This is a genomic window from Bradyrhizobium sp. CER78 (assembly GCF_029846235.1).
Lineage (GTDB): Bacteria > Pseudomonadota > Alphaproteobacteria > Rhizobiales > Xanthobacteraceae > Bradyrhizobium.
In genome coordinates this window covers 30,888-47,645 of sequence record NZ_JARVWP010000008.1, presented here as the reverse complement: position 1 = coordinate 47,645, position 16,758 = coordinate 30,888, and the positions used below count along the sequence as shown (strand labels likewise).

Below are 16,758 nucleotides of genomic sequence, written 5' to 3'. Positions count from 1 at the left end.
GAGGTTGACCTAGGCTGATCAAAGAGCACGTCCGGGGAGCAAACCAATGTTGAGGAAATTGTGCGTCATCGCGGCGGCTGCCGCACTCGTTGCAGCACCGCTGCCGAGCCTCGCGCAGGGCAAGAAGGACAGCGTCGTGATGGGCATGACGCTGGAGCCGCCGGGCCTCGATCCCACCAACGCGGCAGCGGCGGCGATCGCCGAAGTCACGCTCTATAACGTCTACGAGACCCTGACCAAGATCAACGAGGACGGCTCGGTGTCGCCGCTGCTCGCCGAGAGCTGGCAGGCCTCGGCGGATCTCAAGACCTATACCTTCAAGCTCCGCAAGGGCGTCAAATTCCACAATGGCGAGCCGTTCTATTCCGCCGCCGTGAAGTTCACGTTCGACCGCGCTGCGGCGCCGACCTCGACCAACAAGGACAAGAGCCTGTACCAGGCCTTCGCGTCGGTGACGGCGCCGGACCCTGAGACCGTCGTCGTCGCGTTGAAATATTCCGAGCCGAACCTGCCGTTCCTGCTCGGCCAGGCGTCGGGCTCGATCGTCGAGCCGAAGAGCGCGCCGACCGATGTGACGCAGCCGGTCGGCACCGGTCCCTACACGCTCGGCAGCTGGGCCAAGGGCTCGTCGATCACGCTGGTGAAATGGCCCGACTATCGCAACGCCGCTGCGATCAAACTCGCCAAAGTGACGATCCGCTTCATCGGCGATCCCGCAGCGCAGGTCGCAGCGCTGCTGTCGGGCGACGTCGACGCCTTTCCGCGGGTCGGTGCGGCGCGCAGCCTGGCGCAGTTCAAGGCCGATCCGCGCTTCAGCGTCCTGATCGGCGGCTCCAAGGCCAAGACCATCGTCGGCATCAACGAGCGCAAGAAGCCGCTCGACGATGTCCGCGTTCGCCGCGCCATCCTGGCCGCGATCGACCGCAAGGCGATGATCGACGGTGCGGTCGACGGCTTTGGCACGCCGATCGGCAGCTTCTACACTCCGGGTTCGCTCGGTTATGTCGACACCACCGGCATCAATCCCTACGATCCGGAACTGGCCAAGAAGCTGCTGGCGGAAGCCGGCGTCAAGACGCCGCTCGAGCTCAGCCTCAGGCTGCCGCCGCCGGCCTATGCGCGGCAGGGCGGCGAGATCCTCGCGGCGCAGCTCGCCAAGGTCGGCATCATTGCCAAGATCGAGAACGTGGAATGGGCGCAGTGGCTGTCGCAGGTCTTCACCGGCCCGCACAATTACGACCTCACCATCGTCTCGCATGTCGAGCCGTTCGATCTCGTGAAGCTGACCGAGCCGGACTACTATCTCGGCTACAAGTCCGAGGCGTTCAATGCGCTCTACCTGCAGATCATGGCGACGCCGGACGAGGCCGGCCGCGCCAAGCTGCTCGGCGACGCGCAGCGGATGCTGGCGACGGATGCGGTGGCCGGCTTCCTGTTTCAGCCGCAATGGATCACGATCGCCAGCAAGAAGCTGAAGGGCGTGTGGAAGGAAGTCCCGCAGTTCGAGAATGATTTCTCGGCCTGGTCCTGGGAGTAGGCGATCGCGCCGGCGAGAGCGATGACCTGAGCCGGCGCGGCGCCTCGCGCGATGCCGTCGCTTGACGCGTAGTCTCATTTTGCGTGCTGCGCTTGCGAAGGCGAATGCGTCGGGCGTCGCACGCGGGCGCCGCAAGTGACCGATATCGCTTGGGTTGATGCTTGCCGGGCATCATCGCGTTTCGCCCGTGCGAATGCACGCTGTTCCGGCTTCGCATTGAGCGCATCGATTGTCTTTGTGAAGGACAGCGCTAACATGGCACCCGTCCATCGATACCTGTCGTTGTCTTTTTGACTATCTGTTGCAGCGCAACCGGATCACGCGGCCAGGCCTCGAAGGCGAAGTAGCAAACACCATCCCTAATATTCCAGCCAAGAGATAACGGGGGAAAATCATGCATGTGAAGGGGCTTGCGGCATTTGCCGCAGCGGTCGGCGTTGGCCTGTTGTCCGGCGCCGCCATCGCACAGGAAGTCAAGCAGGAGAAGCAGTCGGTCCTCGGCAACGCCAATGTCCCGCCGGTGACCCAGGAGCAGCTCAACGCCGCCGACAAGAACAGCAAGGACTTCCTGCTCACCAACGGCAATTACGCCCAGACGCGGTTTTATCCGGGCAAGCAGATCAGCCGCGACAATGTGAAGAACCTGCATGTCGCCTGGATATTCCAAACCGACGTCAAGGAATCGCTCGAGACATCGCCGATCGTCGTCGACGGCGTGATGTATGTCACGACGTCGTTCAGCCACGTCTATGCGCTGGACGCCAAGACCGGCCAGCAGCTCTGGCACTACGCCCACAAGATGGGCCCGATCACCGTCTATTGCTGCGGTCCCAACAATCGCGGCGTCCAGGTGCTCGGCGACCGGGTCTATCTGGCGACGCTGGATTCCAAGCTGATGGCGCTGAATGCCAAGACCGGCGAGGTGGTGTGGACCACCAACATAGCCGATCCCGAGCTGGGTTACAGCGAGACGATGGCGCCGACCGTAGTCAAGGACAAGGTCTTGATCGGCACCAATGGCGGCGAATACGGCATCCGCGGCTTCGTGCGCGCCTATGACGCCAAGACCGGCAAGCAGCTCTGGAATTTCAACACCATTCCGGAGAACTCGGTCGGCGTCTGGGCGACCAAGGACGCCACCGGCCGCGACATGCATCGCAACATCCAGGCCGAGAAGGACATGCTCGCCAAGATCGGCGATCCCTACGCCAAGCTCGGCGGCGGCGTGTGGCAGAACCCGTCGGTCGATCTCGCGACCAACCGGATCTACTTCGTCGTCGGCAACCCGTCGCCAGACCTCGACGGTTCGAACCGGCCCGGCGACAACCTCTACACCAACTCGCTCGTTTCGCTCGATCTCGACACCGGCAAGTATGTCTGCCACTTCCAGTACATCGCCCATGACGTGTGGGACCTCGACGCGGTCAGCCCGACGGTGCTGGTCGACGTCAAGGACAAGGGCGGCAAGACCATTCCCGGCGTCATTCATGCCGGCAAGACCGGGCACATCAATGTGCACGATCGCAAGGACTGCAGCCTGATCCGCTTCTCCGAGGCGATGGTGCCGCAGGAGAACATGTGGGTGCTGCCGACCAAGGAAGGCGCGCGCATGCTGCCGGGCGCCAATGGCGGCGTCGAATGGTCGCCGATCGCGACCGACCCGGGACAGTCGCTGGCCTATGCCATCAACCTGCACCAGCCGATGACCTATCACGTCGAGAGCTCGGCCTATCCGAACGGCAAGCTGTGGCTGGGCGGCGCCTTCAAGGTGATCCCGAGCGAGAAGCAGTCGGGCAACATCACCGCTGTGAACTACAACACCGGCAAGATCACGTGGCAGGTCCAGACGCCCGAGCCGATGATCGGCGGCATCCTCGCCACGGCCGGCGGGCTGGTGTTCACCGGCGAAGGCAACGGCAAGTTCGCGGCCTACAATTCGTCGAACGGCAAGGAGCTGTGGAGCTTCCGGGCCGGCGCCGGCGTCAACGCGCCGCCGTCGAGCTACATGGTCGGCGGCAAGCAGTATGTGGTGGTCGGCGCCGGTGGCAACACCCAGCTCGACTACAAGCGCGGCAACAACATCATCGCCTTCACGCTCGACTGAGCCGGGGCGCGGTGCATAATCACGCCTGTACACATTGACGTTGAAGCGGGGCCCGTTTGGTCCCGCTTCTGTTTCTTCGGATGAGAGATCAGCCCCGCGTCATTGCGAGCGAAGCGAAGCAATCCATCGTGCCGCGCAAGCGGAGGCATGGATTGCTTCGTCGCTTCAGCGCAAAATTGCCTTGCAATTTTGTCGCGAGCTCCTCGCAATGACGGCAGACACAGTACTTCGGAATCAACTCATGTTCGGTAAACTGATGATTGGCACCACCGCGCTGCTGTTGCTTGCGGCGCAGGCGCGGGCGGAGACGATCGACGACAAGGTCGCGGTCTGCGCCGGCTGCCATGGCGCCGACGGCAAGCCCGTCGACAAGACCATTCCGACGATCTGGGGCCAGCAGGCCGGCTATCTCTATATCCAGCTTCGCGACTTCAAGCGCGGCGATCGCAAGAGCGAGATCATGCAGCCGATCGCGACGCAGTTCGAGCGCGACGACATGCTGGCGATCGCGGAATATTTCTCGCAGAAGCCATGGCCTGACCTCGGCCAGCCGCGCGCGCCCAAGGACGTCACGGCGAAGGCGGTCAGCGCCAGCGCTTCGGTCGGCTGCCCGGCCTGTCACCTCGATCGCTTCCAGGGCGACGGGACGGTGCCGCGGCTTGCCGGCATGGGACGGGATTATCTCGCCAAGACCATCGCCGATTTCCGCACCCGCGCGCGCGGCAACAATCCCGGCATGTCGGACCTGATGCTGGCGACGTCGCCCGACGACCTCGCCGCGCTGGTGGACTATCTGGCTGGGCTTTGAGGCGCGAAGTCTTGTCCTGCGGGCAAGGAGCAGTGCAGCCAGGGAGCGAACTCATTTGGACGCAGCCATAGCCATCACGGGGCTCTGGCCGAACGCAGCGCTGCTGGCCCGGTCCTAGCTTCGGTGCTTTTGGACGGAAGCCGACATCAATCAACCGACAAACTCAGCCGAAACCGTCGAGAATGACCCATAGCCGCCATGGGGTTCGGTTGTATAAATCGGGTTGTATAAAATTGTCTCAGTCCGCAATCAGTCCGGTTGACGAACTTCGGCGATCCTGGGATCGATCTCAAGAACCAGTGTCAACGTTGGAAGCGCCCCGTGAGCAAAGTTAAGACCCCCTCAAGAAAAGAAACGGCTAAGCTACGCGCATGATCGACGTAACACTTACGGTGAGAACCAGAAGAGTAGCCGGAAAAACATTCCTCGCAGGCAAACAGCTCTCTCATCAAGCTGAGCGTCGTGTTGTCCGGCAAGTCCTCACCGGATCGCAGGGGAGCGTCGCAGATGAAGCGCAGTCGCAGGTGATAGAAAAAGGTCGGTTGCAGAACTTGTGGGCGTTCCGCAAGTCACCGGATACTCCGCTAGGCGAAGTTGTTAAGGACCGGTTGCAGAAACGGGCAAGAAAAGACGGTATAGTTCCTTGACGGCAGCGTTGCTCGTACTCGCGATGGAATAAGTGCTGCATGGTTACGTCTCGTCTGTCATTTGAGTTGCAGCCAATAGAGCCCAACCCACAAGGTGGTTGGAAGCTCGTGTTTTTTGTCGGAGATAGCTTTGACTATACGACGCCATTTCGTGCCTTGCTGAGCGATACGGCGCAAGCTCTTGGGCAAGACCCTCAAACCGATCTGGAGTTACCGCCTTACGAGGATTTTGAGGATTTCGTTGAGGGCACGCTTCGGTTTGAGGGAACGATGCTTCGCATCTATTACGAACACTCCCTCAGCTACCTTGCGCTGATAAGCGATAGCCAAGACACGTTGCAAGTTGTTGCCGATCGTATCCAAGCGAGCAGATAAGTTCGGCAGACAGGGTAGCGCTCAAACCTTCCCCAACCACTCGATGCGTAATGTCTGCTCGTGGCCCATTTCGGCATTTGCCGCGGTTGCACAAAGGCGGTCGGTATCGGAGCAAAGCGGATATCGCGAACGATTTATGACTACGTGTCCTGGTTCGTAAGCGGTCTCAGCGCGGCGTCAGCTCCGCGCGCAGCGCCGACAGGATGGTGAGATCAGCGGCGTGCTTGCCCGCCTTGTCGGCCAGCGCGGCGTCGGCGCCGTGGGCCAGCAGCGCCTTGGCAATGGCAGGATGGTTGCCTTCGGCGGCGATCATCAGCGCGGTGCGGCCGCGCGCGTCGCGCTCGTCGACCCTGGCGCCGGCGTCCAGGAGATACGAGACGACCTCGAGCGCCTGCGCCTCCGGCACGGTTTCGTCCGGTCCGGCTGCCCACATCAGGAGAGTGAGGTCGTTGGCGTAGCGCGCATTGATGTCGATGTCGCGCGCGAGCAGCTGCTTGACGATGCCGAGCTGGCCGCCGGCCGCCGCATACACGACCGGGGGCTTGCCGGTGTCGTCGGCCTTGCGGCCGTCGGCGCCGTGCGCGAGCAGCGTCCGCACCACCATGTCCCGGCCGGCATAGGCAGCGGCCGCGACCGGGGAAGCGCCGCTGCGTCCGGTGAGATTGACGTCGGCGCCGCGGTCGATCAGGCGCTGCACGATCGCGACATGGCCGCGCTCGGCGGCAAAATACAGCGCGGTCGATCCCGCGAGGTTGCGCGCATCGACCGGTGCGCCGCGTGCCAGCAGCAGGTCGACCATGTCGAGATGGCCGGAGCGGGCGGCGTGGCTCAGTGGCCGTGCGCCAAGCCGGTCTCGCGCGTCGACCGAGGCACCGCCGTCGAGCAACTCGGTGGCCAGGTTGATGCAATCGGCATTGGCGGCCGCGAACAAGGTCAGCGAGATCTCGATCGCGCCGAGCTGGGCCTTGTCGGTTTCATATTTGCGGATCAGCTCGCGGCACCGCGCCGGGTCGGCCGCAGCAAAGCCAGCGTGGACGTGGCCGGCAACAAGCAGCGCGGCGAGGGCGATGCGGCGATACAAGACGTGTCCTCCGGATGGCTGCTGGGCGCATCGCCATCCGGGTCGAGCGTCGCATGATCCTCGGTCGCTGCCAAGCCGCGCAGCGATCCCAAGCCGCGGGGCAAGGGCGCTGCGCTCCCTCGCCCCGTTCTTACGGGGAGAGGGTTGGGGTGAGGGGCTCTCTCGGCGCATGCGAAAGCAGACGGATGCGCGGAGACTCCCCCTCACCCGGAACGCATCTGGCGATGCGTTCCGACCTCTCCCCGCATGCGGGGCGAGGTGAAGCAGAGCCCGTCGCCGCTCTAGCCGGTCTGCCCGGTGCTCGCATTCGCAACGGCGCGCGCGACGTTGGCGATCACCTCGTTGCACTTCTCCATCGGCGCACTTGCCCCGGTCAGGTAGACCGTCACCACGATCGGCTTGCGGCCGGGCGGCCAGAACACGCCGATATCGTTGTAGGTGCCGCGCTCGCCGGTGCCGGTCTTGTCGCCGACCTGCCAGTCGCGCGGCACGCCGGCGCGCAGCCTTGTGTCGCCGGTCTTGTTGGCGACCACCCAGTCCACCAGCTTCTGGCGCGAATTGGCCTGCAGGACATCGCCGAGCACCACGCGCTGCAGATTCTTCAGCATCGCCACCGGGCTGGTGGTGTCGCGCGGATCGCCGGGCACGGCTTCATTCAGAGCGACCTCCCAGCGATCGAGCCGGCTGACATTGTCGCCGATGGTGCGGAAGAAGCTGGTCAAGCCGGCAGGCCCGCCGATCTCACGCAGCAGCAGGTTGGCCGCGGTATTGTCGCTGAGCGTGATCGCAGCCTCGCAGAGTTCGGCCAGCGTCATGCTCGACCCGACGTGTTGCTTGGCGACGGGCGCGTAGGCCAAGATATCCTTGGCCTCGACTTGCATCCGCTGATCAAGGCTGGATTCGCCGCGATCGACCCGGTGCAGCACGGCAGCTGACAGCATCGCCTTGAAGGTGCTGCACATCGGGAACCGCTCGTCGCCGCGTTGGCTCGCGCGCAATCCCGTCTCCATGTCGAGCGCGGCGACGCCGAGCCGGCCGCTGGTCGCGAGCTCGATGCGCGCAAATTCCTGCTGCAGCCGCTGCGCCGGCTCGCTTGCTCCTGCCGCCGCACTCTGTCCGGCCGCGGCGCTTTGCCGCGGCAGGGTGGCGCAGGACACCGCAAGGCCCAGCGCGCGCAATCCAAATATCCGTCTAGTCAGCATGTCGAATCTCCCGTTGGCGGCGCGAACCTGCCGGGCGGCGTGACGGCGCACAAACAATCATTTATACAACGAGGCATGAGAAAAACTTGGTCATGACGCCATGCGCCGGCATCTCCCGCTGAACGCGTTGCGCGCCTTCGAGGCCTCCGCGCGGCTCTTGAGCTTCACCCGCGCGGGGATGGAGCTGCGCGTGACGCAGACCGCGATCAGCCATCAGGTCAAGCAGCTTGAGGAGCTGCTCGGCGCGAGCCTGTTCCGCCGCCTGCCGCGCGGGCTGGTGCTCACCGACGAAGGGCTGGCGCTGTTGCCGGTGCTGTCGGACACGTTCGACCGGATCGGCGCTGCGATCGATCGGATCGAGGCCAAGGGCACGCGCGAGGTCGTCACCGTCGGCTGCGTCACGACGTTTGCGACCGGGTGGCTGCTGCAACGGGTCGACTGCTTCAAGCGCGCGCATCCCTATATCGACCTGCGCCTGCTCACCAACAACAACCGCGTCGACATCGCGGGCGACGGGCTGGATCTCGCGCTGCGCTTCGGCGACGGCTCGTGGCACGGCACCGAGGCGATCCATCTGTTGTCCGCGCCGCTCTCGCCGGTGTGTTGCCCGGAGGCGGCGGACCGGCTGCGCAAGCCGTCCGATCTCGCGCAGGAATTTTTGCTGCGCTCCTACCGCGCCGAGGAATGGCCGTTGTGGTTTGCGGTGGCCGGCGCGCCGTGTCCGAAGATCCAGGGGCCGATCTTCGACAGCTCGGTTGGTATGGCGGAGGCCGCGGCACGCGGCGTCGGCGTCGGGCTGGTGCCGATTGCGATGTTTGCGAACGAGCTGGCGTCCGGCCGGCTGGTGCGGCCGTTCGCGGCCGAGGTGCCGGCGGGGTCGTACTGGCTGACCTGGCTGAAGTCGCGCGAGGTCACGCCGGGCATGCGCGCTTTCCGCGACTGGCTGCTCGATACGTTGCGGGCGGAAGTGAATGAGAGCGAGAAGAGCGCATCGGCTCCGCGGCCAAGGGCGAAGGCCAAGGCAAAGCGTACGCCGGTAAGGTCCGCGTCGAAGAAGCGCCGTCGCTAGCGGATGTGGCGCAACCTGCTGCGGCGAGCGGTGCTTGTACAATTTCGGAATATTGGAAATGTATCCCTGATTTGCCCGACGTGTCAAGCCGCCCGGTCGGACGCCGGCAGCCGCCAGCTCCTTTGCATGGGGTTGTTTTCGATATTTTGGCCCCGTCATCCCCGCGCAAAGGGCTCCGCCTTTGTCGGTGGAGGTGCGAGCAGAGCGAGCCTCGAAGGATGTACGGCCCGGCCGGTGGCCGTCGACCCTTCGAGGGCCGCTGAAGAAGCGGCCACCTCAGGGTAACGGTGAGGGAGCGTCAGCAGCTTGATCGCCGCAGGAGCACCTAGGCCAGATGGCACGCCACGAAGTGCCCGTTGCGTCCTTCCCGCAATTCCGGCGACGCCTGCCGGCAGCGCTCTTCGGCAATCGGGCATCTCGTGTGGAAGTGACAGCCCTGCGGGGGATTCATCGGGCTCGGCACGTCGCCCTTCAGGCGGATGCGGTCGCGCTTCGCCTTGGGATCGGCGACCGGCACTGCCGAGAGCAGCGCCTTGGTGTAGGGATGCTGCGGGTTGCGATAGAGATCGCTGGCTTTGGCGAGCTCGACGATGCGGCCGAGATACATCACGGCGACGCGGTCCGAGATGTGCTCGACCACGGAGAGATCGTGGGCCACGAACAGATAGGTGAGGTTGAGCTCGGCCTGCAGGTCCTCGAGCAGGTTGATGACCTGGGCCTGGATCGAGACGTCGAGCGCCGAGACCGGCTCGTCGCACACGATCAGCTTCGGCTCCAGCGTCAGCGCCCGGGCGATCGCGATGCGCTGGCGCTGGCCGCCGGAGAATTCATGCGGGTAGCGCCGCATGTGCTCGGCCTTCAGCCCGACCTTGACCAACAGGCTCGCGACGCGGTCCTCGCGCTCGCTGGCTGACGTGACGAGGTTATGGATGATGAAGGGCTCGCCGAGGATCGCACCGACCGTCATCCGCGGATTGAGCGAGGCGAACGGGTCCTGGAACACCAGCTGCATGTTGCGACGCATGGCGCGCAGATCGCCGCTGCCCAAACCCGTCACGCTCTGGCCGTCGAACACGATTTCGCCCGAGGTCGGCTCGATCAGCCGCAGCACGCAGCGGCCGGTGGTCGACTTGCCGCAGCCGGATTCGCCGACCAGTCCCAGCGTCTCGCCGCGGTTGACCGTGAACGACACACCATCGACCGCATAGACCTGGCCGACCTCGCGCGACAGCAGGCCGCCGAGCACCGGAAAGTGCTTTTTCAGATTGCTGACGCGCAGCAGCGGCTCGCTCATGACGCGTCTCCGAGGTGGCAGGCCATGCGATGGCCGGGTGCGATCTCGCGCAGGCGCGGCTCCCGTTCGGTGCAGATGCTCATGGCGTGTTTGCAGCGGGGTGCAAAACGGCAGCCGGGCGGCGGGTTGATCAGGATCGGCACCGAGCCGCCGATCGCCTCCAGCCTCGTCTTGTGCTCGGCGTCGAGGTCGATGCGCGGGATCGAGCGGATCAGGCCCTGGGTGTAGGGATGGCGCGGGTTGCCGAACAATTCGTCGACCGGCGCCTCTTCCACCACCTTGCCGGCATACATCACGACGACGCGCTGCGCGGTCTCGGCGACCACGCCCATGGCATGGGTGATCAGCATCACCGCCATGCCGAAGCGCTCCTTCATGTCCTGAAGCAGGTCGAGGATCTGCGCCTGGATGGTGACGTCGAGCGCGGTGGTGGGTTCGTCGGCAATGACGAGCTTGGGCCGGCAGGCCAGCGCCATCGCGATCATCACGCGCTGGCGCATGCCGCCGGAGAACTGGTGCGGATAGTGATGCACGCGGCCCGCGGCATTGGGGATCTGCACCAGCTTCAGCATCTCGATCGTGCGCTCGAGCGCCTGCTTCTTGGTCACCGCCTCGTGGCGGCGCAGGCTCTCGGCGATCTGCTCGCCGATCGTCAGCACCGGATTGAGCGAGGTCATCGGCTCCTGGAAGATGAAGCCGATCTCCTTGGCCCTGATGTCGTCGAGCTGGTGGCTCGACAGCGGCACCAGATCGCGGCCCTCGAACATGATCTCGCCCTCGACGATCCTGCCGGGCGGCATCGCGATCAGCTTCAGGATCGACATCGCGGTGACGGTCTTGCCGCAGCCGGATTCGCCGACCACGCACAGCGTCTCGCCCCGGTTGATGCTGATGTCGACGCCGTCGACCGCCTGCAGCACGCCGGCGTCGGTGGTGAAATGGGTTTTCAGGCCCTTGATGTCGAGCAGCGCCATCAGATCACCTTGCGCGCGTCGAGCGCGTCGCGCAGCCCGTCGCCGATGAAGTTGATGGCGACGACCGCGATGAAGATCGCGCCGCCCGGGAACAGCGCCCAATGCGGGCCGATGTCGAGAAAGTCCTTGGCGTCATACAGGATGCGGCCCCAGGTCGGGGTGTCAGGCGGAAAGCCGAGGCCGAGGAACGACAGTGTCGATTCGGCGATGATCGCCGCGGCGACGTCGATCGTGCCGGCGATGATCACGGGTCCCAGCGCATTGGGCAGGATGTGGCGCACCACCTGCCGCACCGGGCTTGCGCCGAGCGCGCGCGCCGCCTCGACGAATTCCTTCTCGCGCAGCGAGAGGAACTGGGCGCGCACCAGGCGGGCGACCGGCATCCAGCGCAGGCCGCCGATCACGAGCACGATCAGGATGAAGATGCCGCCCTCCGGGCCGAACAAGGCCTTGAGCCCGTCCCGGAACAAATAGATCAGCATCAACAGCAGCGGCAGTTGCGGCAGCGACAGGAACAGGTCGGTGAGCCACATCAGCGCGTAGCCGAGCGCGCCGCGCGACATGCCGGCCAGCGCGCCGATCAGCGTGCCGACGAACACCGAGACCAGCATCGCGGCGAGGCCGACCGCAAGCGAGATGCGCCCGCCATAGATCATGCGGGCGAGCAGGTCCTGGCCGAGATCGTCGGTGCCGAACGGATGCGCCAGCGAGGGGCCCTGCAGGCCTGCCACCACGTCGATGTCGCTGATCGAGACGCGCCAGATGAACGGGCCGATCACGACGGCCGCGATCAGCAGCAGCAGCAGCACGGCGCTGATCACCGCCGGCCGGTGCCGGCGGTAGCGCCGCCAGGTTTCGCGCCAGGGCGAATAACCGCGCCGCTCAGCGGAAGGAGATGCGAGGGTCAAGCCAGCCATAGAGGACATCTGCGATCAGGTTGAACAGCACCACGAGACACGCGAAGACGAAGGTCACGGCCATCACGACCGGCGTATCATTGGCGAGGATGGAGGAAATCAGGAGCGAGCCGATACCGGGAATCCGGAATATCTGCTCGGTGACGATGGCGCCGCCGAACACGGCGGGCATCTGCAGTGCGATCAGCGTGACCACCGGGATCATCGCATTGCGCATCACATGCTTGACGATCACCTTGGCCTGCCCAAGCCCCTTGGCGCGTGCGGTGGTGACATAGTCGAGCCGGATCACGTCGAGCATTGCCGAGCGCACGAAGCGGGTCATCGAGGCCGCCTGGAACAGGCCGAGCACCATCACCGGCATGATGGCCTGCCGGACCATCTCCAGTAGCCAGGGGATGCCGCTCCCCGGCACGCTGGTGTAGACGAAGGGCAGCCAGTCCAGCTTCACGGAGAACACCAGGATGAACAGGATGCCGGTGAAGAAGGTCGGCAGCGAGAAGCCGATGAAGGCGAAGGTGTTGGCGAGCTGGTCGAACAGCGAATAGGGCCGGGTGGCGGCATAGACGCCGACCGGGATCGCGATCAGGAGTGCCAGCAGCTGCGACGAGCCGACCACGTAAAGCGTGGTCGGCAGCCGTTGCAGGATCAGCGTATCGACATCGACCCTGCTGACGAACGAGAAGCCCCAATCGCCATGGGCCATCGCCGCGATCCAGTGCAGATAACGCAGATAGATCGGGTCATCGAGGCCGAACTTGGCGCGTAGTGCGGCCTGCACCTCGGGCGGCACGTTCGGGTTGGTCGCGAGCTCGCTGAACGGATCGCCCGGCGCGAGCGCCAGCACGACGAACAGCACGAGCGAGATTCCGAGCAGGCTCGGGATCGCGATCATCAGACGGCGCAGGATATATTGACTCATCGAGAGATCATCTAACTAACGCTCGCACCTTGAGCACGTTGATCTTGCTTCCAATCGAAAGGCGAGCTTCACCTCGCCCGGCGTGCGGGGAGAGGCCGGAATTCAAGCATGGCTTGAATTCCGGGTGAGGGGACTCTCCACGAACTCACCTGTCACGGCATTTCCGGATCGAGCCCCTCTCTCCGTGGGAACGAGGAGAGGGAGAACAGGCGCGCCGGTTCGATTGCGAGCCCCTCACGGCTCAGGTTTCACGATACCAGTCTTGCAGATTGTCGGTTTGGTTGGCCCAGCCGGAGAGCGCGGGACGCAGCGTGTTGGAGGAGGCTTCCACCGCAAGCCGATGCATCACGGGGATCATCACGTTGTCCTGCCACATCAGGTCATTGCCCTTGATGTAGAGGTCCGCCCGCTTGATCGGATCGGTCTCGGTATCGGCCGCGTCGACCGCGGCGTCGAATTCCTTGTTGGCCCAGCGCGGGAAGTTCGGCCCCTGCCACTTGTTCTCCTTGGTGGCGATGTTGCGCGAGTGGTAGCGGCGCATGTGCAAAGCGGGATCGGGCTGCGTCATCGGGATCTGGAACATCTCGATGTCGGCATAGAAATGGGCGTAGGTGTCGGGGTTGGCGACGTCGGAGGAGAAGAACACCGAGGCCACCACCGATTTTAGCTCGACGTCGATGCCGGCCTTCTGGCAGGCCTGCTTGACGATCGCCTGGGTCTTCTGCCGCGGTCCGTTGATCGAAGTCTGATACAAAAGCTTCAGCTTCTTGCCGTCCTTTTCGCGGATGCCGTCGGAGCCCAGCTTCCAGCCGGCCTGCTCGAGCAGCGCGCTCGCCTTCTCGACCGAGAACTCCCATTTGGTGTTCTTGGAGACGAACTCCTCGGGACCATTGAGATAGTTGGCGGTGGTGCGGCCGGCGCGGCCGTAGATCGCCTTCTTGACGGAGTCGCGGTCGACCAGCAGCGCCAGCGCCTGACGGACCTTCGGATCGGACAGGATCGGATGCTTGGTCTTGATCGACGAGCGCTCGCCGTCGACCTCGGTGTTGGGGTCGGTGAAGTTGATCGCAATGAACTCGATGTCGCCGCCGACCGCGAACAGGGCCTTGCCCTTGCCGCCCTTTTCGAGCCGCTGCAGCACTTCGTCTTCGACCTGGATGTTCCAGGCGAAATCATATTCGCCGGTCTGGATCACCGCGCGTGCCGCCGAGACGGCATCGCCGCCACCCTTCATCTCGATCGTGTCGAAGGATGGACGGTTGGCCATATGGTAGTCGGGGTTGATCTCGCCACGAATCAGATCGCCCGGCTTGAACTCGACGAACTTGTACGGACCGGTACCGACGGGCTTCAGATTGTTGGGCGCCTCGCGGGACTTGCCGCCCTTGTAATCCGCGAACAAATGCTTCGGGATGACGCAGCCATAGGCCCCGACAAAGGCATTGGCCCAGAACGGTGTCGGCTTCTTGAAAGTGATGCGGATCGTGAGATCGTCGATCTTTTCGACGGTCAGGCCGCTGTAGGTTTCAATCGAGACGGCCGCGGTCGCAGGATCGCTGGCATATTCCCAGTTGAACACCAGATCGTCGGCCGTCACCGGCTTGCCGTCGTGCCATTTGACGCCCGGTTTGAGTTTCCAGATCACCTGCTTGGCGTCGGCGGAGAGTCCGCCATTCTGGATCGAGGGGATCTCGGCGGCGAGGATCGGGTTGAGATGGCCGTCGACGTCCCAGCTGGCCAGCGGTTCGTAGAAGATGCGCGAGCCGTCCTGGTCCTTGGTGCCGGTGGCGAAATGCGGATTGAGCAATGTCGGGCCTTGCCACCACAACAGCTTCAGCGGGCCGCCGCCGCCGCGCTTGGTCGGCTTGTAGGGGTTCGGGCTCTGCGCCATCGCGACGCCGCCGATCGCCAGAATTTGGTTGGCCATCGGCGCGGTGAGGCCGACGGCAATCATTCGCTTGACGAAGGCGCGGCGGTCCATCCGTCCGTCCTTCACGTCGTCGATCATGCCTCGCAGATTATTGTCGAACATTGTCCCCTCGGTCCGGCTCACGTGTGTTTGCGGCGGGCCTTGGAACCGGCCGCCGTTCTGGCGGCAGATGGCACACCGAATGAACGCGAAGGTCAACGCCTCCCGCCCTCCAGCGTCTAGGTCTTTTGGCTATCGCTTGTGCAGAACCTCTCCTAGGCGCACATCGGTTCAGCATATCGGCGCCAAAGCGCGCTGATGCGCGCCTCGCATTGCGGAAAATTTGTTCGTTATCCTTTGTTCCGAGATGCTTTTTTGCCACGCAACCATGTTTTCGCGCGAAGCGGCTGCCGGCCCGCGCACGAAGCGCAGGTCTGGCCCCCAGGATGCGGCGCTCAGGCGACCGACATGTCCAACGGCGGTGCAACATTCGCCGGCAGCGGACTAATGTAGGGCGTTCGCGTGGTCCGCTTCTTGAGGTCGGCCTTGGCGGCCGCGATCAGCTCCGGCTCCATCAGCGCCTTGACGCCGAGGCCGGCCATCGCCTTGGCGGCCTGCACCATCGCCTTGTGCGCGGCCGGCGTCTTGCCCTGCGCCACAACCTGCCAGGTGTGGAACGGCGTGCCGATTGCAACCGTCGGTGCATGGACCTGCACCGTCGGCACCACCCAGCTGACGTCGCCGACATCGGTCGAGCCGATCAGCGGATTGCGCTTGGCGTCGATCGGCACCAGGAAATCGGCCAGTGGCCGGTCGGTCGGCTCCATGCCGATCGCATAGTAGACCGAGGCGATGTCCTTGTCGGTCAAGGTCGCGCGGATCTTGCCGGCAAATTCCTTGTCGGCATCGTCGAAATGCGGCGGGCCGAGATCTTCCATGATCCGGTGCAGCGTCTCTTCCAGCGGGGTGTTGGGCAGGATGTTGGAGACCGCGGAGATGATCTTCATCTCGACCTTGGTCTCGGTCATCAGGGCTGCGCCCTGCGCGATCTTGTGCACGCGCTCGACCAGCTCGTTCATACCGGGCAGGTCGCGGGCACGGATCGAGTAGCGCACCCTGGCATGTGCCTGCACCACGTTCGGCGCGATGCCGCCGGTGTCGAGCAGCGCGTAATGCACGCGGGCATCGCTCGGCATGTGCTCGCGCATGTAATTGACGCCGACATTCATCAATTCCACCGCGTCGAGCGCGCTGCGGCCGAGATGCGGCGAGGCGGCCGCATGCGAGGTCCGCCCGGTGAAGATGAAATCAGCCCGGGTGTTGGCGAGCGACGGCGTCACCGCCACCTCCCAGAAACTGTGCGGATGCCAGGTGATGGCGATGTCGGCGTCCTCGAACGCGCCACAGCGCACCATGAAGGCCTTGGCCGCGCCGCCTTCCTCGGCGGGGCAGCCGTAATAGCGGACCCGGCCCGGCACCTTGTTGGCGGCAAGCCAGTCCTTCACGGCGGTGGCCGCGAGCAGCGCGGAGGAGCCGAGCAGATTGTGGCCGCAGCCATGGCCGTGGCCGCCGGTCTCGACCGGGCGATGCTCGGCGACGCCGGCCTCCTGGCTGAGGCCGGGCAGGGCGTCATATTCGCCGAGGAAGGCGATCACGGGCCCGCCTTCACCCCATTCGCCCATCACCGCGGTCGGGATGTCGGCGAGGTTCTCGGTGATGCGGAAACCTTGATGGCGCAGTTCGGCCAGATGTTCGGCGGAGGAGCGCGCCTCGGTGTAGCAGACCTCGGGCATTGCCCAGACCCGGTCGCTCAATTCGATGAAACGCGGCTTGATCGTGTCAACGCCGCGCCAAACATCATTACGGTTGTCCATTTGCTCCGATCCTCGAGTAAGGCAATCTGAAGCGCAAAACGCTAG

At 64.5% G+C, this 16,758-nt stretch carries 13 protein-coding genes; 5 read left to right on the top strand and 8 right to left on the bottom strand.

The genetic code is table 11. The features are described from left to right. The first annotated feature begins 46 nt into the window (after positions 1-46). From QDT69_RS18715 to QDT69_RS18700, 4 genes are all read left to right on the top strand, one after another. Positions 47-1,537: an ABC transporter substrate-binding protein gene (locus QDT69_RS18715; RefSeq protein WP_279707956.1), complete on the top strand. Its 1,491-nt coding sequence runs from the start codon at positions 47-49 to the stop codon at positions 1,535-1,537. A gap of 394 nt (positions 1,538-1,931) precedes the next feature. Continuing rightward, positions 1,932-3,641, top strand: coding sequence for a PQQ-binding-like beta-propeller repeat protein (locus QDT69_RS18710; protein WP_279707955.1), 1,710 nt, complete (start codon positions 1,932-1,934; stop codon positions 3,639-3,641). A 241-nt stretch (positions 3,642-3,882) separates the two neighbouring features. Beyond that, the gene (locus QDT69_RS18705; protein ID WP_279707954.1) at positions 3,883-4,449 is read left to right on the top strand and encodes a c-type cytochrome; all 567 of its coding nucleotides are present in this window, start codon (positions 3,883-3,885) and stop codon (positions 4,447-4,449) included. 686 nt (positions 4,450-5,135) lie between these two features. Further along, the gene (locus tag QDT69_RS18700) at positions 5,136-5,471 is read left to right on the top strand and encodes a hypothetical protein (protein WP_279707952.1); all 336 of its coding nucleotides are present in this window, start codon (positions 5,136-5,138) and stop codon (positions 5,469-5,471) included. A gap of 166 nt (positions 5,472-5,637) precedes the next feature. On the opposite strand, the gene QDT69_RS18695 is transcribed toward QDT69_RS18700, so the two are convergent. Next, a complete protein-coding gene (locus tag QDT69_RS18695) occupies positions 5,638-6,552 on the bottom strand; it encodes an ankyrin repeat domain-containing protein (protein ID WP_279707951.1) in 915 nt (304 codons plus the stop codon). A 281-nt stretch (positions 6,553-6,833) separates the two neighbouring features. Next, on the bottom strand, positions 6,834-7,754 hold the full coding sequence (gene bla / locus QDT69_RS18690; protein WP_279707950.1) for a class A beta-lactamase: 921 nt from the start codon (positions 7,752-7,754) through the stop codon (positions 6,834-6,836). 100 nt (positions 7,755-7,854) lie between these two features. Between bla and QDT69_RS18685 the strand changes: the two genes are divergently transcribed. Beyond that, positions 7,855-8,823, top strand: a complete 969-nt coding sequence (locus tag QDT69_RS18685; RefSeq protein ID WP_279707949.1) for a LysR family transcriptional regulator — start codon at positions 7,855-7,857, stop codon at positions 8,821-8,823. A gap of 325 nt (positions 8,824-9,148) precedes the next feature. On the opposite strand, the gene QDT69_RS18680 is transcribed toward QDT69_RS18685, so the two are convergent. The 6 genes from QDT69_RS18680 to QDT69_RS18655 form a co-directional block, all read right to left on the bottom strand. After that, on the bottom strand, positions 9,149-10,117 hold the full coding sequence (locus tag QDT69_RS18680) for a dipeptide ABC transporter ATP-binding protein (protein ID WP_279707948.1): 969 nt from the start codon (positions 10,115-10,117) through the stop codon (positions 9,149-9,151). Next, on the bottom strand, positions 10,114-11,094 hold the full coding sequence (locus QDT69_RS18675; RefSeq protein WP_279708220.1) for an ABC transporter ATP-binding protein: 981 nt from the start codon (positions 11,092-11,094) through the stop codon (positions 10,114-10,116). Before QDT69_RS18675 ends, QDT69_RS18680 begins: the two co-directional genes overlap by 4 nt. Next, positions 11,091-12,008, bottom strand: coding sequence for an ABC transporter permease (locus QDT69_RS18670; RefSeq protein ID WP_279707947.1), 918 nt, complete (start codon positions 12,006-12,008; stop codon positions 11,091-11,093). Before QDT69_RS18670 ends, QDT69_RS18675 begins: the two co-directional genes overlap by 4 nt. Then, positions 11,974-12,930: an ABC transporter permease gene (locus QDT69_RS18665; RefSeq protein ID WP_279707946.1), complete on the bottom strand. Its 957-nt coding sequence runs from the start codon at positions 12,928-12,930 to the stop codon at positions 11,974-11,976. The genes QDT69_RS18670 and QDT69_RS18665 overlap by 35 nt, the downstream gene beginning before the upstream one ends. Before the next feature lie 241 nt (positions 12,931-13,171). Next, positions 13,172-14,962 (bottom strand): peptide ABC transporter substrate-binding protein, encoded by a 1,791-nt coding sequence (locus QDT69_RS18660; RefSeq protein WP_279707945.1) that lies wholly within the window; start codon positions 14,960-14,962, stop codon positions 13,172-13,174. A gap of 332 nt (positions 14,963-15,294) precedes the next feature. Beyond that, positions 15,295-16,713 carry a M20 family metallopeptidase gene (locus tag QDT69_RS18655; protein WP_279707944.1) on the bottom strand — a complete coding sequence of 473 codons (1,419 nt, stop codon included), beginning with the start codon at positions 16,711-16,713 and terminating at the stop codon, positions 15,295-15,297. Positions 16,714-16,758 lie beyond the last annotated feature (45 nt).